We start from the raw sequence: 18,747 nt of genomic DNA, 5'->3' as shown, positions 1-18,747 counted from the left end.
CAATCCCGCTAGGCGTAGCTTAACCCGTCGATGGCGCCCTGCAGGATCAGTGCGGCGGCATGCGCGTCGATCTTCTCCGCGCGGCGTGCGCGGCTCATGTCCTGCGCGATCATGGCGCGCTCGGCTGCGACGGTGGACCAGCGCTCGTCCCACAGGAGGATGGGCAGGCCCAGTACCGCGATGTTGCGGGCAAAGGCACGCGCGGCCTGGCTGCGGGGGCTTTCGCTGCCGTCCATGTTGAGGGGCAGCCCGATGACGAGCCCCTTGACCGACTGCTGCGCCACGAATGCGGCAAGCACGGCCTTGTCCGCCGTGAACTTGCCGCGCTTGTGGGTGTGCGCCGGGCTGGCAATGCTCCAGCCGGCATCGCACAGGGCGAGGCCGATGGTCTGAGTGCCCAGATCAAGCCCCAGCAGGCGCCCGCCATTCGGCAGCGCGGCAAGGAAGACCGCCTTGTCGGTGGTGATCAGCGCGTCGCTTGCCATGCCGCCAGCCGCCGCATCGCATCCGCGCGGACATTCGCCCAGAAGAGCTGATAATCATAGACGTGGTAATTGTTGCCCGGCAGCACGAAGCTGCCCATCTTCGGCGCGCTGTCGAGGATCAGGAAACCGCGCCCCTCGCACCGCGCGCCCACGCCGCCGGGTGGCATCAGCTGGGTGCTGGCGGCGTTGCCATCGCCCATGAGCGATCCGAGATTGGCATCGGCCGGTGCATCCGGAGCAGCGCCGCCGTTCAGCGGGTTGGTGCACAGCATGGCCGAGCCCTTGCGCGAGACGCCGTCGAATCCGCGCTCCCGATCGAACACGGCCTCGACTCCCGACAGGTCCGCCGGCTGGGCGAAGCTCTGCCAGCTCAGCATGCAGCCGGTCCGCTCAGGCCCGTCGCAGCCCGGCAACCCCAGCGCGGGCAGGTCATGCTCCACGGAGACCGGCCAGCCGACCACATAGGCCGCCACGAGCCGCGCGCGCAGTGCTGCGTCCGCGCGATGATCGTTCAGCAACCGCAGCAGGTGGCGGCTGCCCTGGCTGTGGCCGGCGAGAATGACCGGCCCTTCCGGATTGGCAGCCAGGAACGCCGCGAAGGCCGCCCGGACGTCCACATAAGCGCGCTCCATGGCGAGGGCCGCATCGGCCTTCTCGGTGAGGAAGGCACCGAATACGGCCTGTCGGTAGCGTGGCACCCAGACCTCGCCCGAGGGCGCGAAGGCGCTGGCCTGCAGGCGCACGAAGCGCTCCGCCTGTGCCGATGAGACAGGATCGTTGACCGGCGTGTTCCAGCGCGTCGTCTCGAACGAACTCGTCGGGTGAACGAAGAAGACCGCTGCTTTCACGACATCGGGCGCGGCAGGGGGCATCTTGAGCGTCGCGGGCTGCCAGCGGGCCGGATCGTCGCGCCGGTTGCCCGGACGGCTGATCCAGCCTTCCGCCCGGTCATAGAAGCCTGGCGGGAGAGGTGCGGGCTCGACGAAGCCGCCGCGCGGCACCATGGCGCTCTGCATCAGCTTCGGGCCGAAGAAGGAGAAGGCTATCATCGCGGCGATCGCCAGGGCGGTGAGGAACGCGACGACATACAGGAACTTGCGGGCCAAGCGGGCACGACTCCGTCATTGGGAATATGCTGGTCATGCCTGCACCCGCGCTATGAGGCAAGCGAGCGCCGATTGTGTTGCTGCGCGAACCTGTTAGGCCTCTCCCGCGCGGACGCGCCGTACAGATGGCATGAGCGGAAGGAGAGGGGCGCAGATGGCTGAGGATGCATCGACTCCGGACAAGGGATGGCCCTTGCGAACCTGGGTGCTGGCGGCGCTCGGCGCGCTCCTGGCCCTTGCGATCCAGCAGATCGACACGCGCCTGGGCAGTGATCCGGCCTGGCGGGACCGGCTGGCGCCCGGGCTCGGCTTCCTGTTGGGCGTGGGCGGTGTGGCCTTCGGGCTGATCTGGGAGCGAGGGCGGCTTGCCTTCGCCGTTTCCGCCGCTCTGGTTGCGGGTGTGATCGCCGCCGGAACGTTCCTGTGGAGCGGCATGCCCGGCGAGGCGCGCCTCGGCCCCGACTGGTATCTTACGTGCGGACTGCTGGCATCGGCCTTAATGCTCGTTCTGTTCCAGGCGATGCAGGACGGGCATGGAGCGACTGTCCCGTCTCGCTCGTTCGCGGGGCTGCGCGAGCGGCTGGGCGCACTCCGCTATCCGGCAGTGCACGGCCATCTGTGGTCCAACGCGCTGCTTCTGGCGGCCAGCGCGCTGTTCACGGCGCTGGTATTCGGCATCGCGCATCTGCTGGCGGAGATGTTCTGGCTGGTGAGGCTTGGTTTCCTGCGTGACCTGCTACGCGAATCGGCTTTCATTGCCGCGCTGGTCGGCGCAGGGTTCGGGGCGGCGCTGGGCCTGCTGCGCGATCGCGGACCGATCATCGCCGCGCTGCGGCGGGTCACGATGCTGGTCCTGCGCGTGCTTGCGCCCGTATTGGCGGTGGGCATCTTCCTGTTCCTCGGCGCGCTGCCGTTCACTGGCCTCGCGCCACTCTGGGAGACGGGCGGCACGACTCCAATCATGCTGACGGGAGCGATGCTGGCCTTGTTCCTGGTGAATGCTGTGGTCGGCGATGCCTCCGAGGACGAATCGCGGTCCGTGGTGCTCAGTGCCAGTGCCGCCGCGCTCGGGCTCTTCCTTCTGCCGATGGTCGGCATCGCCGCCTTCTCTTCGGGCCTGCGCATCCACCAGCACGGCCTCACTCCCGATCGGCTCTGGGCGCTCACCTTCATCATCGTGGCGAGCGTGGCCGCCATTGCCTATGCTGTCGCGATCCTGGGTGCGCGCGGATGGTTCGCGCGGCTGCGGCGCACCAACCTGCATCTCGTTTTCCTGCTCGCCGGACTCGGCCTGCTGCTCTCCACGCCCTTGCTGGGTTTCGACCGGATCGCGACCAGCCACCAGCTTGCCCGCCTCGCGGACGGGCGCGTTTCCCCCGAGGATTTCGATTACCGGGCGCTCTGGTTCCGGTTCGGGCGGCCGGGACGCGCCGCTATCGAAAAGCTGGCTACGGGATCCTCCAACGAGACCGTCCGCAGCCTCGCCGACGAAACGCGCAAGCTGACCGACCCATGGCGGGAGGGGCCCGCCGAACGTGCGGCGCGGGCAGGCCATGCCCTTGACGAACGGCTGACCATTCTCCCCGCTCCGGTGCCACTCGACGAAGGGCTGCGCGCAAGGCTGGTGCGGTTCGATGCTTGTGGCGACGTCGGCGACTGCCTGCTGCATCATGTGCCGGGCGAGGACTTCGCGGTTGTGGTCGCTTATCCCGCCCGGTCGTGCGCGGGATGCACGCCATCGGTGCGCCTCATCTGGACCGTGGACGGTGTCTGGTCGGACGCGAGCCAGTATCTGGCGGAAGGCGATGTCGCGCAGGCCATGGCGGCGCGCATCCGCACCGGCGATGTCGTCATTCGTCCCATCGTGCGACGGCAGCTCTTCATCGGCGGCGAGGCGGTGGGCGAAACGCTGCCGATGGCGGGCAATGTGCCCGGCAAGCCTGATGCGCCTTGATGACCGCCGGGCGCGGTGCTAGCGCGCCGGCATGAGCGTTGACCTGACAACCGTGAAGAAGATCGCCAGCCTGGCGCGGCTCGCCGTGAGCGAGGACGAGGCCGAGGCGCTGGTGCCTGAACTCAATGGCATCCTCCACTGGGTGGAGCAGCTGGGTGAAGTGGACGTGACCGGCGTCGAGCCGATGACGGCCGTCATCCCCAACACGCTGCGCCTGCGCGACGATGTCGTGAGCGATGGCAATGTGCGCGACAAGGTGCTGGCCAACGCGCCGCAGGCCGAGCACGGCTTCTTCGCCGTTCCCAAGGTGATCGAATAATGGCGGACCTTACCGATCTCACCGTCGCGGAAATCCGTGACGGTTTCCGTGCCGGCACTTTCTCCGCGCGCGAGGTTGCCGAGGCGTTCAATGCGAATGTCGCTGCTGCCAAGGCCCTGAACGCCTTCATCGTCGAGACACCGGATCATGCGCTCGCCGCTGCCGATAAGGCGGACAGCGATCGCGCGGCAGGCACGCTGAAGCCGCTCTCGGGCGTTCCCATCGGCATGAAGGATCTTTTCTGCACGCAGGGCGTGCAGACCACGGCCGCCAGCCATATGCTGGAAGGCTTCCAGCCGACCTATGAATCGGCGGTCTCGCAGAAGCTTTGGGATGCGGGCGCGGGCATGCTCGGCAAGCTCAATCTCGATCAGTTCGCCATGGGCTCGTCCAACGAGACGAGCTATTTCGGCAATGTGATCTCACCCTGGCGGCGCGGCGACGGCGACAATGCGCCGCTGGCGCCTGGTGGCTCCTCGGGCGGCAGCTCGGCTGCCGTTTCCGCGCGGCTCTGCCCGGCGGCGACCGGCACGGACACCGGCGGATCGATCCGCCAGCCCGCGGCCTTCACCGGCATTTCCGGCATCAAGCCCACTTATGGCCGCTGCTCGCGCTGGGGCATCATCGCCTTTGCCAGCTCGCTCGATCAGGCCGGGCCGATGGCCCGCACGGTCCGCGATTGCGCCATCATGCTGGAGAACATGGCTGGATTCGATGCGCGGGACGCGACATCGCTCGATTTGCCTGTGCCCCAGTGGGAAGCGGGATTGTCCGGCGATCTGAACGGCAAGAGGGTCGGTATCCCGAAGGAATATCGGGTCGAAGGTCTTGATGCCGATGTTGCGCGGGTATGGGACGATGGCATTGCCTGGCTCAAGGACGCTGGCGCGGAGATCGTCGAGGTCTCCCTTCCGCACAGCAAATATGCGCTGCCGGCCTACTACATCATTGCGCCGGCGGAAGCCTCCTCCAACCTCGCGCGGTATGATGGCGTGCGCTACGGCCTGCGCGAACTGCCCGATGGCGCGAACCTGCAGGAGATGTACGCCGCGACCCGCGCCGCCGGCTTCGGTCCCGAAGTGAAGCGCCGCATCATCATCGGCACCTATGTGCTCTCGGCAGGCTTCTACGATGCTTATTATACGCAGGCCCAGAAGGTGCGGGCGCTGATCGCACGCGACTTCGCGCAGGCCTTCGAATGCTGCGACGTCATCCTCGCGCCGACCGCACCGAGCGCTGCCTTCGCGCTGGGCGACAAGACGGCCGATCCGCTGTCGATGTACCTCAACGACGTGTTCGCGGTGCCGGCATCGCTGGCAGGGCTGCCCGCCATGTCCGTGCCCGGCGGCCTCAGCAAGGATGGGTTGCCGCTTGGCCTCCAGATCATCGGCCCGGCTTTCGATGAGCAGGCGGTGCTGAATGCGGGGCTGGCGCTCGAAGAGCGCGCCGGCTTCGTCGCGCGGCCGGACAAGTGGTGGTGATAACCGGCTAAAGAGGACGTTTAGGAAGGACGCATCCGAGGGCCGCGCCTTTCGCTTAGAATGCGGCGCACGCGCAACGCGACCCAGTCGTAGGCTAGATAGGCCGCGACGCCGAGCAGGACACCGCTGCCTATTCGGATGATATCGATCGGCCAGTCGGCGGTCATGCTGTGTACCGGCGCTCGTCCATGCATCATGTAAATGAACAGGCTTGCCGAACCGATGAGCGTCAGTACCGGCAGCAGCAGACGCGGTACTGGAATGCGGCGGTTCCAAAGCAGGAAGATTGCGCCAAGTCCCACACTCACCATGCGCGAGCGATCATCGCCATAGATAGCCACCGCCATGATGCAGGCCAGCGCAAGAGCGGTCAGTCGCGCGCGCGGAGTTTCTACGAATTGCGCGGCAAGGCCGAGCGCGAATAGCCAGAAGACATAGGTCATTTCTTCGCCATGGTTGGACAGCACATCCATCAGGAAGAAGCGATGGACCAGGCCGATTATGGCGGCAAAGACCAGTAAGGCCAGCGTTGCGGATGAGGGGCGCTGCCGGAGCAGGTTGCGGACAGAAGGAATGAGCGAAAGGGCGATCACGAGCAATATCGCCTGGAAAAGGGCCTGGACGAACCATGTCTCGAATGGTTTCGGACCGCGTTGCGGAACGAAGTTGTTGATGAGGAGGATGTCCGGCAGGTTTAAACCGCCCCGCGTGGCCTGATAGCCGATGAGAATTAGCCAATAGGGGATGAGTACGCTCAGCAGAAAGCTGCGCAGGACCTTGCCGGGCCGGCCAGCAGCAAGATCACCATAGCCGAACTTGCCGAAACTCTGCCCCGCCGCAATCATCAGCAGCGCAGCGCCGCCACTCAGCGCATCGATCCCGGCATGCGAGCACACCACCATGATGGGCGCCGCGGCGCGCACGAAGACATTCGGCTCGACGGTAACGATCGTCTCCGGCTGCAGGCCGGGCTGCGCGAGTGTCGCGAGTTGCGCGACGGTGAGCATCTGCCAGTCTTGGGGAAGCGGCCCGAGCAACGCTTCGAGGCCCAGCACGAAATTGATATAGGTGAGCGAGTCCCCCTCGAGACTCAGGAAGCTGTCGTCGTCGGCGATCGTCCGGGTGGGGAAGGAGCGGCGGAAGACAGCGCGGACTGCATCTAGCGGGTCGCTCTGCGCCCCGGCTTCCGAAGCAGATGCAGAACGCTTAGCCGCTTGCGTTAATGTGCGATAATCCACCTTGCCCGAAGCGAGACGCGGCAACCGTTCATATGGGAAGTGAACCATCTGGGCTTCGGGCAGGTGATAGCGCTCCGCGATCCTGCTGATGAGGCGGTTGTCAGGCATGGGGTGTTCGCTGGCGAGGACAAGAATCTCATCCGTGCCAGTGGCGGCGATGGGATAGCCGAGTCTGGCCGCCTCACGCTCGATTTCGTCGAGCGAGAGCCGCAGGCCGAACATCTTGATGAAGCGGTTCTTGCGTCCTGTGATGCGAAAGATGCCCGGCTCCACCTCCTCGGCAAGGTCGCCAGTGCGCAGACTTTCCAGTTCCTGTCCGCGCGCGAGATCACCGGTTTCCTCACCATACCCCATCATAACGTTGGGGCCTGAATAGAGCAGCTCTCCGGCGCCTTCGGTCGGTGCTCCTGTTTCGGGATCGACGAGGTCGAAACGACCTCCGGGAATTGCTTGCCCGATGCATCCGGCAAGTTCCGGCAAGCGTTCGGGAGGCAGCCATGCCATGCGCGCGGTAGCTTCGGTCTGGCCATACATTACAAACAAGCGGGCCCCGTGAGCCCGCGCGAGGACAGCGACGCGCTCCACCCGATCTGTCGGCATGCGCCCACCGGCCTGGGTCATCGTGCGGATGGATGCGGGCAGCGCGTTCAGGAAGCCCGAGCGCTCCAGTAATTCGTACGTATAGGGTACTCCGGCGAAACTGGTGGCACTATGCCGGTCGACAAGATCGCGGAAGGATGCCTCGATCACAGAGGCATCGTTAAGAACGAGCGTCGCGCCCGCAGCCAAGTGCGAATTGAGCACGGAAAGCCCGTAGGAATAGCTGGGAGGCAATGTGGTTATGGCTCGCTCGTCCGGGCTCAGTCCCAGATAATCTCCGATCGAACGGGCATTGGCATCGACTGCGCAGGCCGAAAGGCGGACAAGCTTGGTGCTGCCGGTCGTGCCGGACGTGGAAAGAAGCACGGCGAGATCGGGATGCAGGTCGGTAGTCGGCCCGTTCACTTCGGTGGCCACAAATCCGTCCTTCGCGCGCCAGCGCACGGCGGGCCGGAAGACCTCCACCATCCGAGTGGCTGCGGCTTCATCGGCTTCACTGACGATGAGGACCGGCCATCCTGCGCGCAGCGCAGCAATATAGGCGATGATGGCATCACTTCGATTAGCCATCTCCAGCAGCAGGAGATGTCGGCCCGTCCACCCCTCCATCATCGAATCGGCGGCTTCAATGATCTCCCGATAAGACCATTCCCGCCCATTAGAATCGATTAACGCCGTGCGATCGCCGAACAGGTCGAGTTGGTCCCAGAAATGCATGCGGCCTGATTTCCCCCTGGGGGCTGTGTCACCTTCGGACATCCTCTAACACCGGAGAGGACGATTGCAATTGCGTGGGAGAGAGGCCATTCGGGGCCGCGCAAGATCGAGGGATGAAACGGACGTGAGCAAGGACTATCGCATTCAGGGCGCTACCGGGGAATGGGAGGTCGTCATCGGCCTTGAAGTCCATGCCCAGGTGGTCAGTCAGGCGAAGCTCTTTTCGGGCGCGGCGACGGCTTTCGGTGCGGAGCCGAACACGCAGGTCAGCCTCGTGGACGCCGCGATGCCCGGCATGCTTCCCGTGCCGAACCGCGAGTGCATCCGGCAGGCGGTGCGCACGGGCCTGGCGCTTGATGCGCAGATCAACCGCTGGTCCCGCTTCGACCGGAAGAACTATTTCTACGCGGACCTCCCGCAGGGCTACCAGATCAGCCAGCTCTATCACCCGCTGGTGGGCGAGGGGAAGCTGACCATTGAGGCGGATGAGAAAGCCGGCATCGCGGCCGACAAGGATATCGGCATCGAGCGCATCCATGTCGAGCAGGACGCGGGTAAGCTGATGCACGACCAGCACCCGACGCGCTCCTATGTCGATCTCAATCGCTCGGGCGTCGCACTGATGGAAATCGTTTCGCGGCCGGACATGCGCTCGCCCGCCGAGGCCGGCGCTTATCTGCGCAAATTGCGCGCTATCCTGCGCTATGTCGGCTCGTGCGATGGCAACATGGAGGAAGGCTCGATGCGGGCCGACGTGAACGTCTCCGTGCGCAAGCCGGGCGATGAGTTCGGCACGCGTACGGAGACCAAGAACGTCAATTCGGTGCGCTTCGTGATGCAGGCGATCGAATATGAGGCGCAGCGCCAGGTCGATGTGCTGGAGGGCGGCGGACGAATCGTGCAGGAGACGCGGCTATTCAATCCGGACAGCGGCACGACGCGGTCCATGCGCTCGAAGGAAGATGCCCACGATTATCGCTATTTCCCGGATCCGGACCTGCTGCCGCTGGAACTGGATGAAGCGTTCGTGGAGGATTGCCGTCACTCGCTGCCGGAGCTGCCGGACGCCAAGCGCAAGCGTTATGTCGAAGGCCTGGGGCTATCGGATTATAACGCGCAGGTGCTGACGGCGGAGGCGGAAACGGCCCGCTGGTTCGAGGCGCTGCTGGCCGAGAGCGCGCGCATCCAGAAGAAGAGCGAGGGCGAGGTGGCGCGCGCGAGCGCAAACTGGCTGCTCTCTGAACTCTATGGCGCCCTCAACCGGCTCGGCAAGACGCTTGAGGAGAGTCCGGTGAGTCCGGAGCGGGGCGCCGAGCTGCTGGCGCTCGTCGCGGATGGCACGATTTCGGGCAGCATAGCCAAGCAGGTCTTCGAGATCATGCTTGAAACCGGTGATGCGCCCGCAAGAATCGTGGAGGACAAAGGCCTCAAGCAGACGAGCGATACCGGCGCGATCGAAGCGGCGGTGGCGAAGATCCTTGCCGAGAATGCCGACAAGGTCGAGCAGTACAAGGGCGGCAAGGAAGCGCTCTTCGGCTTCTTCGTCGGGCAGACGATGAAGGCCATGCAAGGCAAGGCCAATCCCCAGGTGGTGAACGAGCTGCTGAGGAAAGCGCTGGGTTAACGTTCGTCAGTCTGGCTCTCGTCAGTCTGGCGGGGCGGGAATGCCGGGCAGTTCGTCGGGGCCTTGTCCGGGCTCGTCCACATTGGGGGTATCAGGCACGATCTCGGGCGGCTCCCTGAAAGGCTGCTCGGGAATCGGCTCCATCGGCGGGGCCTCCGGCGGGGACTGGGGATTGATCGTGTCGGGCGGCGGGATTTCCGGCTGGCTGGCCATTTTTGATGTCCTTTCCTGATGGTTCAGAACGGATCGCTTTTCCGAACGTTCCTGGGGCTTGAGAGGTGGCAAGCGGGATTGCCCTTTTCGAGGCTTTGGACTATGGCCCGCCGACCGGCGACCAATGCGGGCGTGGCGAAACTGGTAGACGCGCCAGATTTAGGTTCTGGTATCGCAAGATGTGGGGGTTCGAGTCCCTTCGCCCGCACCAGTTGTGTGGCCTCTCGCCCCGTTCTGGTCCCACGAGATTCTTAGCTGAGCTTGGAAAGCGTTGAGTAGAGATATGCAGATTGTCGAGACATTGAATGAGGGCCTCAAGCGCGCCTACACGCTGACCGTGACGGCGGGGGATATCGATGCCCGCGTCGAGGAAGAGGTGAAGTCGATTGCGCCGCAGGTGCGCATGCCCGGCTTCCGCCCCGGTAAGGTTCCGGCGAACCTGGTCCGCAAGATGCATGGGGCCGCGCTTGCTCGCGAAGCGCTGGAAAAGTCGATCCGCGACGGTGTCGACAAGGTGATTGCCGACAACAAGCTGCGTCCCGCGATGCAGCCTTCGGTCGAGCTGAGCGACGATTATGAGGTCGGCAAGGATGCCGAGATCAAGGTCGCGCTGGAAGTGCTGCCGGCCGTGCCCACGCCGCAGATCGAAGGGCTGAAGCTCGAACGCCTTATTGTCGAGGTGAGCGACGAGCAGGTGGACGAGGCGCTGAACCGCTTCGCCTCGCAGAGCCAGCGCTTCGAAGATGCGCCGGAGGGCCATGAAGCGAAGGATGGCGATCAGGTCGTCATGGATTTCGTGGGCAAGGTCGACGGTGTTGCGTTCGAAGGTGGGACGGGCTCCGGCATGTCGGTCGTCATCGGTTCGGGCAATCTGATCCCGGGCTTCGAAGATCAGCTGGTCGGCGTGAAGACCGGCGAGGAAAAGTCGATCGAGGTCACTTTCCCGGCGGACTATCAGGCCAAGAATCTCGCCGACAAGGCCGCGACGTTCGATCTGGTCATCACGGCCGTGAAGCTGCCGAGCGAGAAAGCACCGGACGACGAGTTCGCCAAGCAGCTTGGTCTCGACAGCATCGAGAAACTCAAGGAACTGCTCAAGGGGCAGATCGAGCAGGAGCATAACGGCCTCACGCGCACCTATATGAAGCGCCGCCTGCTGGATCAGCTGGCTGCGGGCCATGATTTCGAAGTGCCTCCGGGCATGGTCGAGGCCGAGTTCAATCAGATCTGGGCTCAGCTCGAGCATGAAGCGAGCCATGAGGAAGACCCGGCTGCCGCGCTCGCCGAAATGGAGAAGGACAAGGACGACTATCGCGCGATCGCCGAGCGGCGCGTGCGCCTTGGCCTGTTGCTGTCCGAAATCGGCCAGGCGAATGGTGTCGAGATCACTCAGGCCGAAATGAACCGTCTCATCGGGCAGGCTGCGCAGCAATATTCGCCGCAGGACCGCGAGCGGTTCGTGCAGTATATCCAGAACGAGCCCATGGCCGCCGCGCAGCTTCGCGCGCCGCTCTATGAGGACAAGGTCGTGGATTTCCTGTTCAGCAAGGCGGAGATCACCGAGCGCGCCGTCGCCCGTGAGGATCTGGAAGCAGCGATCGAGAGCGAGGACACGGATTTCCACGTCCATGGCCCCGATTGCGGACATGATCACGATCATGACCACAAGCCCGCCAAGAAGGCTGCGGCGAAGAAGCCGGCCGCCAAGAAGGCCGAAGCTGAGGACGCCGCTGCCGAGGCGCCGACTGAAGCAACCAAGGCTCCGGCAAAGAAGGCCGCGCCCAAGAAGGCTGCTGCAGCGGAGAAGGCCGCAGATGCGGATGAAAAGCCCGCACCCAAGAAGGCCGCGCCGAAGAAGAAGGCCGCCAAGGCCGAAGGCTGACGCATACACTCATGGTCGACGCGCATCTTTCCGGAGAGCCTGCCTTGCCGGAAACGTTGCGCGTCGCCGTGCTGCTGCCCTGCTACAATGAGGCCACGGCGATTGGCCACACCGTGGAGCAGTTCGCCCGGGCGCTCCCGGGAGCGGCGATCTACGTTTTCGACAACAACAGCTCGGACGAGAGCATCGCCGTCGCGCAGACGGCGGGGGCGATCGTCCGGCGCGTGCGCCAGCAGGGCAAGGGCCATGTGGTGCGCCGCATGTTCGCGGACGTCGATGCCGACATCTATGTCATGGCCGACGGCGACGCCACATATGAAGCCGCTGCCGCGCCCGTGCTGATCGCGGCGATGATCGAGGACAATCTCGACATGATGGTGGGTGCTCGCCGCTCCGAAGTGGAGGAGGCCTATCGGCTCGGCCATCGGCTCGGCAACCGGCTGCTGACCGGCCTGCTGCGCCAGCTCTTCGGCCGGAGCTTCACGGATATTCTTTCAGGCTATCGGGTGTTTTCACGGCGCTTTGTGAAGAGCTTCCCGGTGCTCTCGGCAGGGTTCGAGATCGAGACGGAAATGTCCGTCCACGCGCTTGAGTTGCGCATGCCGGTGGGCGAGGTGGTGACGGCTTATGCGGCCAGGCCGGAAGGTTCGCAATCCAAGCTCAGCACCTTCCGCGATGGCTGGCGGATCCTGCGCACGATGATCCAGCTTTACCGCGTCGAGCGGCCGCTGTGGTTCTTCGGACTGATAGGGCTGATCTTCGCCGTGCTGGGAGTCGTGCTCGGCATTCCGGTGGTGCTGACCTATATCGAGACCGGCCTTGTGCCGCGTTTTCCGACCGTGATCGCCATCGTCGGCCTTGGCATCGTGGCGGGCCTCAATCTGATGACCGGCCTCATTCTGGACACGGTGACGCGCGGCCGGCAGGAAATGAAGCGGCTCGCCTATCTCGCTCACCCCGCGCCGCGCCTCTGAGGACCGGTAGCAACCGCTCGCTCTGCGCCGATCGGTTAAACCCCTTGAAGGCTTCGGTAAGACGTCCGATGTAGGCACCGCAACGGCCAATCAAGAAAGAACATCATGACCGACACTCCCTTTGATCCGCTCGGCGCGCTGGTGCCAATCGTCATCGAACAATCGAATCGCGGCGAGCGCAGCTTTGACATCTATTCGCGCTTGCTGCGGGAGCGGATCATCTTCGTGACCGGCCAGGTGGAAGACCATATGGCGTCGCTCATCGTCGCCCAGCTCCTGTTCCTCGAGTCGGAGAATCCGAAGAAGGACATCTGGATGTACATCAACTCGCCGGGCGGCGTGGTGACCAGCGGCATGGCGATCCACGATACCATGCAGTATATCCGTCCCAAGGTCGGTACGGTGTGCATCGGGCAGGCCGCATCGATGGGCAGCTTCCTGCTTGCGGCCGGCGAGCCGGGCATGCGTTTTGCCCTTTCCAACGCGCGAATCATGATTCACCAGCCTTCGGGCGGCGCGCAGGGCATGGCATCCGACATCGAGATCCAGGCCAAGGAAATCCTGCGCATTCGTCGTCGCCTGAATGATCTCTACGTAAAATATACCGGGCAACCGCTGGACAAGATCGAAGCCGCGATGGATCGCGATACCTTCCTCGAAGCGGACGAAGCCAAGGCGTTCGGGCTGGTGGACCAGGTCTACGACAAGCGGCCTGTCGGTTCTGACGAACCCGCGACCTGAGCAAGTGGCTGGCGTGGGCGCGCATCATGCAGGGTGCGCGCTCACGCGCCGCGCTGCCGTATCGGCGCGCTTCATCCGGGCAAGCTGCGGACATGGATTGCGGCGAATGGAAGGGATCAGCGCTGCCGGGTTGCATCATTATATTGTAATATGACTGAGTCGCGCCCATCTGGCATGGCAAGCCACAGTTCGCGGCGAGCAACGGCAAATTTACGCTAATCGGCGATATTATCGACACTTGTGATGTGGCAGGATCCCGGTTTAGGATGGCCCTGGGGCCAGATAGTCCGGCCCGGGCAATGTGGGCTTGCCCGCCGGGCCAAGGAAGGCATTGAATGACCAAGCTGACAGGATCGGATTCGAAGAGCACGCTGTACTGCTCCTTCTGCGGCAAATCGCAGCACGAGGTGCGCAAGCTGATCGCGGGACCGACCGTTTTCATCTGTGACGAATGCGTCGAGCTGTGCAACGACATCATCCGCGAGGAGACCAAGGGCGGTCTCGTCGGCCGGAAGGAAGGTGGCGTGCCCACGCCGCAGGCGATCTGCGACGTGCTCAATGATTATGTGATCGGGCAGAAGCGCGCCAAGCGCGTGCTCTCCGTCGCGGTCCACAATCACTACAAGCGGCTTGAGCATGGCGGCAAGGCGGGCGACGTCGAGTTGGCCAAGTCCAACATCCTGCTGATCGGCCCCACCGGCTGCGGCAAGACGCTGCTGGCACAGACGCTCGCCAAGACATTCGATGTCCCGTTCACCATGGCCGACGCGACCACGCTGACCGAGGCGGGCTATGTCGGCGAGGATGTCGAGAACATCATCCTCAAGCTGCTGCAGGCCAGCGACTATAATGTCGAGAAGGCCCAGCGCGGCATCGTCTATATCGACGAGATCGACAAGATCAGCCGCAAGGCCGAGAATCCCTCGATCACGCGCGACGTGTCGGGCGAAGGCGTGCAGCAGGCACTGCTCAAGCTGATGGAAGGCACGACCGCTTCCGTGCCGCCGCAGGGCGGACGCAAGCATCCGCAGCAGGAATTCCTGCAGGTGGACACGACGAACATCCTGTTCATCTGCGGCGGCGCCTTTGCGGGGCTGGAGAAGATCATCGGCGATCGTCTGGAAGGCAAGTCCATCGGTTTCGGCGCCCATGTCGCTGCACCCGAGGAGCGCCGCACGGGCGAGTTGCTCAAGCAGAGCGAACCGGAAGATCTGCTCAAGTTCGGCTTGATCCCCGAGTTCGTTGGCCGTCTGCCGGTCATTGCGACGCTGGAGGATCTGGATATTGCCGCGCTCGTGCAGATCCTGACCGAGCCGAAGAATGCGCTGGTGAAGCAGTATGGCAAGCTCTTCGAACTGGAGGATGTGGACCTCACCTTCACCGATGACGCGCTGACCGCGATTGCCCAGCGCGCCATCGAGCGCAAGACCGGTGCGCGTGGCCTGCGGTCGATCATCGAGGCTATTCTGCTCGACACGATGTTCGACTTGCCGACCATGGAAGGCGTGACGGAAGTGGTGGTGGACAAGGACGTGGTGGAGGGCCGCAAGGACCCCGTGCGTGTGTTCGCCGAGGCCAAGCGCAAGGCCGGCGACGCGGCCTGATGCGCCGACCATCGGCGGGGCTGGTGTCAGCCGCGCTCGTCTTCTCGCTCATCGCGCTGCCTGCGACCAACGCAGGCGCGCGGAGCGAGGAGCGCATTGCGAAGCTGATCGCCTCGACCGACGGTGCCTCCCAGGAGACCGCTTACAAGGTCCGCTCCGTGAGCGGGGAATATGCGGTTCTGAAAGCGCTTCACCTCGAGGCGCGAAGTCAGTCCTTGATGACGCCAAAGCGCGGCAAGGCCTATGACGTGATCGAGGCTGTCGATCCGGCGACCGGTGAGACGCGATCGATCTGGTTCGACATTTCAGCCTTTTTCGGTCGGGGTTTCGGGCTCTGACCTTACGCCGCCCACGGCGGCACGGAACATGTCCAGCAACGTCCGGGCCTGCTTGTGCAGGTCGTGACGATCCTCCACGCGGCGGCGCCCCTCGGCGCCGAGCGCAGCACGCTCCTGGGACGTTGCACGCATGACACCGCGCAGGGCCTGTGCGATGGCATCTTCGTCCCCGGGCGCGAAGATCCAGCCGCAGCCACTGTCCACCAGCTCGGGAATCCCCGCGATGGTGGTCGTCAGTACCGGGCGCCCGATGGCGAGCGCTTCCATGATGCCGATCGGCAAACCCTCCGCATAGCTCGGCAGCAGCATCGCCCTCCCGGCGAGAAGCTGTTCGCGGACATAGGCCCCCGTGCCCCAGCCATGGAGAATGACATGATCCTGCACGCCATGTTCGGCGATCGCGGTGCGTACTGCCGCCTCTTCTTCATCGCTCCCGCCGCCGATCAATTCCACGACGAGATCGGGGAACTCTCCGATCACCTGTGCGACGGCGGGCGGGATGTGGACCTGCCCCTTGTTGGCGCAAAGCCGACCGATGCAGATCACGCGGCTGCTTGCTGGCGGCGCGGGATCATAAGGGAAGTCCCCCAGATCGATGCCGCAATGGACGATGCGGATATTCTCGACGGCATCCGGCGCTTCCTGCGCGATCCGGTCCCGGCAATAGCGAGTGATCGCCACGATGAAGGCTGCTTCGCGCGCTTTCTCGCGGATGGAGAGGCGCGCCGGCTCGCCGGGCACGAGCTCATCCGGTCCGTGAACCGTGAAGCTGTAGCCCGGCCCGCCCAGGCGGTGCGCGAGGAGCGCCACCGTCGCTGCATTGGTCGAGAAATGGGCATGCACATGGTCGATGCCGAGCGCGCGGGCACGGCGGGCGAAGGCCATGGCCTCGACCAGATAAGCGCAATGCGCCACGAACTCGCGCCCGGCATTGCGCCATATCCGCCACCAGAGCGGCAAGGCCCTGAAGGTGCGCAAGGGGTGGGCGAGCAAGGTGAGCGCCACGTCCCGTGCGAGGGCGGCCTTGCTTCCGGTCAGGATATAATGGGTCCGCTCGCGCTCCGCGATGTCCTGCGGATCGACCAGTTCGCCATCCCAATGCCGCATCGCGAAGCGCTCGACGGGCTGGCCGAGCGCCTCGATGGCCGCAATTTCACGCCGGATGAACGTCGTGCTGATGAGCGGATAGGTGTTGAGGAGATATGCAAGCTTCATGGACAGGCCCGGTCATGGGGCGGCGGGGGCGGGCCTGTCAACGCGGCTAACGCTCTTTTCCCGGGATGCCGCGCGATGCGACGCCCCCCCCCGGGATCAGTCCGCGCTGTCCGTCACCCAGTCCCGGCGCAGGCGCGGTCCTGCCAGCGCCATGAGCAGCGCCGCCAGAAGATAGAGGGACAGGCCGAACAGCATAGAGTAGCGCAGCGCCTCATTGCCATAGACGGGCCGGAGCGCGTCGGAGAGCGCGCCGAGCGCATAGATGCCACCACCAAGGCCAATGAGATTGTTGATGAGGAGGAAGCTCGCGGAGGCAGTCGCGCGGGCGGGCGGGGCGACGAGATGCTGCACGGCTGACAATACGGGGCCCAGCCAGACATAGACCAGCGCTTGCGGGAGCAGGAACAGCACGAAGGCCACGATGACATCGCTGCTGTAGATGCCCGCAGCGAACAGGGGGACGCCGACAAGAAAGGAAATGGCCGGCACCCAGGACATCCATGCCCGATCACGCCGACCGAGCCTGTCCGCGACCCAGCCACCCATCAGCATGCCGACGACGCCGCCAAGCAGCATCACAGCGCCGATGAACCAGCTCGTGTGAACGAGGTCGAGGCCGAAGCTGCGCTGAAGCAGGCTCGGCAGCCAGAAGGCCAGCCCATAACCCACCATCGAGCTCGACGCCGCGCCGAAGGACAGGAGCCAGAAGCTCGGTTTGCGCGCAAGGATGGCCGCAACCTCTCCGAAGCGGGGCACAGCGGGCGTCGCGCTACCGGCAGGCGCGGGCATCCGCCGATCATGAACCAGCAGCTTGAACAAGGGCGCGATGATTATGCCCGCGCAGCCGACCGCGATGAAAGCGGCGCGCCAGTCGACAGTGGCGGCGATATAACCGCCCGCCAGCACGCCGGCCGCCGAGCCCAGCGGGATGCCGAGCGAATAGATCGAGAGGGCGAAAGCGCGCCTGTGACTGGGGAAATAATCGGCGATCAGTGCATAAGAGGGCGCTACGCCGCCCGCTTCGCCGATGCCGACGCCCAGCCGGGCAAGGAAGATATGCCAGAAGCCATGCGCGAGGCCGCATAGCGCCGTGAAGCCGCTCCACAACACCAGCGAGCCAGCAATGACCCAGCTCCGGCTCGTGCGATCGGCCAGCCATGCGAGCGGCACGCCAAGCGTGGAATAGAGGAGAGCGAAGGCAAGTCCGCCCAGCAGGCCCATCTGCCCGTCACTAAGGCCGAGGTCCCGCTGGATGGGCGCCGCCAGGATCGCCAGGATCTGCCGGTCGACGAAATTGAAGATGTAGACGAGCAGCAGCATCGCCAGCACCACGCCGGGTCGCGCCGATCGGGCGTGGGTTGAGACCGCTTTGCTCATCTATCCGACATGCTCTCGCAGGAATGGCAGGATGGCGCTAAGCGCCGCCGGCTCGTCGAGCAAGGGCGCATGGCCGCGCAGAGGCACTTCGACTCCCGTGAAGGGGCCGCCATGGCGCTCGCCCATCTGCGCGACCGTTTCCGGTGCAAGCAGGTCCGACAGGGCGCCACGAAGGACGAGGGCGGGCACGGCATCGAGCACGTCCCACAAGGGCCAGAGATCGGGCGGAACAGTGGCCGGTTCATCGCCGCTGATGCTGACGGCGATGGCGGGATCATAAGCGAAGCGCACGGTTCCGTCGGGCATTTCGTGGCAGGTCCGGCGTGCGAAGGCCATCCAGTCCGCATCATCGAAGTCGACAAAGGCCCCGGCGTTTATCGCCGCGCAACGATCCGCCGCGTCCTTCCAGCCAGGGAAGGCCGCGCCGCCGCCGACATAGCCCTGGATGCGGGCAAGCCCCTCGGGATCGAGCTTGGGCCCGATATCGTTGAGGACGATGGCGCTGATGCGTTGCGGCTGCATCGCCGCCATCATCATGGCCATGAGCCCACCCATCGACGTGCCGATCAAACCGACGCGCTCGATACCCAGCTCATCCAGCAGGGCAAACATGTCGGCCACATAGATGTCCGGTCGATAATTTTCCGGTTCGCTGTCCCGCGCCGACAGGCCCCGCCCGCGCTGATCGGGCACGATCAGCCGGTAGTGTCCGGCCAGATGACGGGCGAGAGGCTCGAAGTCGGCGCTGTTGCGGGTGAGCCCGTGCAACAGCAGGAGCGGTGCCTCTTCACCCGGATAAATCCGGGCGAAGAGGCCGAGCCGACCGTCTGCGCTGACAAAACGGTGCGACTCGTAGGCGGTGACGTCGTTCATCGCGCG

At 64.7% G+C, this 18,747-nt stretch carries 16 protein-coding genes and 1 tRNA gene; 10 read left to right on the top strand and 7 right to left on the bottom strand.

The window, feature by feature from the left end:
- Positions 1–8: 8 nt before the first annotated feature.
- Both ruvX and SLG_RS10185 read right to left on the bottom strand, forming a co-directional pair.
- Positions 9–485, bottom strand: coding sequence for a Holliday junction resolvase RuvX (gene ruvX, locus SLG_RS10190; RefSeq protein ID WP_014076381.1), 477 nt, complete (start codon positions 483–485; stop codon positions 9–11).
- On the bottom strand, positions 467–1,591 hold the full coding sequence (locus tag SLG_RS10185) for a DUF3089 domain-containing protein (RefSeq protein ID WP_014076380.1): 1,125 nt from the start codon (positions 1,589–1,591) through the stop codon (positions 467–469). Before SLG_RS10185 ends, ruvX begins: the two co-directional genes overlap by 19 nt.
- A 154-nt stretch (positions 1,592–1,745) precedes the next feature.
- Here SLG_RS10185 and SLG_RS10180 point away from each other — a divergent pair, with 154 nt between their 5' ends.
- The 3 genes from SLG_RS10180 to gatA are packed head-to-tail and all read left to right on the top strand — an operon-like array spanning position 1,746 to position 5,345.
- The gene (locus SLG_RS10180) at positions 1,746–3,545 is read left to right on the top strand and encodes a DUF4153 domain-containing protein (RefSeq protein WP_051003737.1); all 1,800 of its coding nucleotides are present in this window, start codon (positions 1,746–1,748) and stop codon (positions 3,543–3,545) included.
- A gap of 31 nt (positions 3,546–3,576) precedes the next feature.
- On the top strand, positions 3,577–3,864 hold the full coding sequence (gene gatC, locus SLG_RS10175; RefSeq protein WP_014076378.1) for an Asp-tRNA(Asn)/Glu-tRNA(Gln) amidotransferase subunit GatC: 288 nt from the start codon (positions 3,577–3,579) through the stop codon (positions 3,862–3,864).
- A complete protein-coding gene (gatA, locus tag SLG_RS10170; protein ID WP_014076377.1) occupies positions 3,864–5,345 on the top strand; it encodes an Asp-tRNA(Asn)/Glu-tRNA(Gln) amidotransferase subunit GatA in 1,482 nt (493 codons plus the stop codon). The genes gatC and gatA overlap by 1 nt, the downstream gene beginning before the upstream one ends.
- 20 nt (positions 5,346–5,365) lie before the next feature.
- Here the strand turns inward: gatA and SLG_RS10165 are convergent, their stop codons facing one another.
- Positions 5,366–7,900, bottom strand: a complete 2,535-nt coding sequence (locus SLG_RS10165) for an AMP-binding protein (protein WP_051003736.1) — start codon at positions 7,898–7,900, stop codon at positions 5,366–5,368.
- 124 nt (positions 7,901–8,024) lie between these two features.
- Between SLG_RS10165 and gatB the strand changes: the two genes are divergently transcribed.
- Positions 8,025–9,524, top strand: a complete 1,500-nt coding sequence (gene gatB / locus SLG_RS10160) for an Asp-tRNA(Asn)/Glu-tRNA(Gln) amidotransferase subunit GatB (protein ID WP_014076375.1) — start codon at positions 8,025–8,027, stop codon at positions 9,522–9,524.
- A gap of 21 nt (positions 9,525–9,545) precedes the next feature.
- On the opposite strand, the gene SLG_RS10155 is transcribed toward gatB, so the two are convergent.
- Entirely contained in the window at positions 9,546–9,737 is a 192-nt protein-coding gene (locus tag SLG_RS10155) for a hypothetical protein (RefSeq protein ID WP_014076374.1), read from the bottom strand.
- Positions 9,738–9,863: 126 nt separating this feature from the next.
- Here SLG_RS10155 and SLG_RS10150 point away from each other — a divergent pair.
- From SLG_RS10150 to SLG_RS10125, 6 genes are all read left to right on the top strand, one after another.
- Positions 9,864–9,948 (top strand) — tRNA-Leu (locus SLG_RS10150).
- A 72-nt stretch (positions 9,949–10,020) separates the two neighbouring features.
- Positions 10,021–11,619, top strand: coding sequence for a trigger factor (gene tig, locus SLG_RS10145; RefSeq protein WP_014076373.1), 1,599 nt, complete (start codon positions 10,021–10,023; stop codon positions 11,617–11,619).
- 11 nt (positions 11,620–11,630) lie between these two features.
- Entirely contained in the window at positions 11,631–12,593 is a 963-nt protein-coding gene (locus SLG_RS10140; protein ID WP_014076372.1) for a glycosyltransferase family 2 protein, read from the top strand.
- 105 nt (positions 12,594–12,698) lie between these two features.
- Positions 12,699–13,334, top strand: a complete 636-nt coding sequence (clpP, locus tag SLG_RS10135) for an ATP-dependent Clp endopeptidase proteolytic subunit ClpP (protein ID WP_014076371.1) — start codon at positions 12,699–12,701, stop codon at positions 13,332–13,334.
- Positions 13,335–13,669: 335 nt separating this feature from the next.
- Positions 13,670–14,938, top strand: coding sequence for an ATP-dependent Clp protease ATP-binding subunit ClpX (gene clpX / locus SLG_RS10130; protein ID WP_014076370.1), 1,269 nt, complete (start codon positions 13,670–13,672; stop codon positions 14,936–14,938).
- Positions 14,938–15,276 carry a DUF4919 domain-containing protein gene (locus SLG_RS10125; RefSeq protein WP_014076369.1) on the top strand — a complete coding sequence of 113 codons (339 nt, stop codon included), beginning with the start codon at positions 14,938–14,940 and terminating at the stop codon, positions 15,274–15,276. Before clpX ends, SLG_RS10125 begins: the two co-directional genes overlap by 1 nt.
- Here the strand turns inward: SLG_RS10125 and SLG_RS10120 are convergent.
- The 3 genes from SLG_RS10120 to SLG_RS10110 form a co-directional block, all read right to left on the bottom strand.
- Complete coding sequence (locus SLG_RS10120; protein WP_014076368.1) at positions 15,244–16,491, bottom strand: glycosyltransferase family 4 protein; 1,248 nt, start codon at positions 16,489–16,491, stop codon at positions 15,244–15,246. The genes SLG_RS10125 and SLG_RS10120 overlap by 33 nt on opposite strands.
- Before the next feature lie 96 nt (positions 16,492–16,587).
- The gene (locus tag SLG_RS10115; protein WP_014076367.1) at positions 16,588–17,868 is read right to left on the bottom strand and encodes a spinster family MFS transporter; all 1,281 of its coding nucleotides are present in this window, start codon (positions 17,866–17,868) and stop codon (positions 16,588–16,590) included.
- Complete coding sequence (locus SLG_RS10110; RefSeq protein ID WP_014076366.1) at positions 17,869–18,741, bottom strand: alpha/beta fold hydrolase; 873 nt, start codon at positions 18,739–18,741, stop codon at positions 17,869–17,871. It lies immediately after the preceding gene.
- Positions 18,742–18,747: the final 6 nt, after the last annotated feature.

It is taken from the genome of Sphingobium sp. SYK-6, from assembly GCF_000283515.1.
Taxonomy (GTDB): domain Bacteria; phylum Pseudomonadota; class Alphaproteobacteria; order Sphingomonadales; family Sphingomonadaceae; genus Sphingobium; species Sphingobium lignivorans.
The sequence above is the reverse complement of the archived record's forward strand: the minus strand, read 5'-3'. Positions and strand labels throughout refer to the sequence as shown.

Bases quoted from the DNA above. Each gene is read 5' to 3' on its own strand.
- ruvX (WP_014076381.1), bottom strand. From the start codon at position 485: ATGGCAAGCGACGCGCTGATCACCACCGACAAGGCGGTCTTCCTTGCC.
- clpP (WP_014076371.1), top strand. From the start codon at position 12,699: ATGACCGACACTCCCTTTGATCCGCTCGGCGCGCTGGTGCCAATCGTC.
- gatA (WP_014076377.1), top strand. From the start codon at position 3,864: ATGGCGGACCTTACCGATCTCACCGTCGCGGAAATCCGTGACGGTTTC.
- gatC (WP_014076378.1), top strand. From the start codon at position 3,577: ATGAGCGTTGACCTGACAACCGTGAAGAAGATCGCCAGCCTGGCGCGG.
- tig (WP_014076373.1), top strand. From the start codon at position 10,021: ATGCAGATTGTCGAGACATTGAATGAGGGCCTCAAGCGCGCCTACACG.
- clpX (WP_014076370.1), top strand. From the start codon at position 13,670: ATGACCAAGCTGACAGGATCGGATTCGAAGAGCACGCTGTACTGCTCC.
- SLG_RS10110 (WP_014076366.1), bottom strand. From the start codon at position 18,741: ATGAACGACGTCACCGCCTACGAGTCGCACCGTTTTGTCAGCGCAGAC.
- SLG_RS10165 (WP_051003736.1), bottom strand. From the start codon at position 7,900: ATGCATTTCTGGGACCAACTCGACCTGTTCGGCGATCGCACGGCGTTA.
- SLG_RS10120 (WP_014076368.1), bottom strand. From the start codon at position 16,491: ATGAAGCTTGCATATCTCCTCAACACCTATCCGCTCATCAGCACGACG.
- SLG_RS10125 (WP_014076369.1), top strand. From the start codon at position 14,938: ATGCGCCGACCATCGGCGGGGCTGGTGTCAGCCGCGCTCGTCTTCTCG.
- SLG_RS10155 (WP_014076374.1), bottom strand. From the start codon at position 9,737: ATGGCCAGCCAGCCGGAAATCCCGCCGCCCGACACGATCAATCCCCAG.
- SLG_RS10180 (WP_051003737.1), top strand. From the start codon at position 1,746: ATGGCTGAGGATGCATCGACTCCGGACAAGGGATGGCCCTTGCGAACC.
- SLG_RS10140 (WP_014076372.1), top strand. From the start codon at position 11,631: ATGGTCGACGCGCATCTTTCCGGAGAGCCTGCCTTGCCGGAAACGTTG.
- SLG_RS10115 (WP_014076367.1), bottom strand. From the start codon at position 17,868: ATGAGCAAAGCGGTCTCAACCCACGCCCGATCGGCGCGACCCGGCGTG.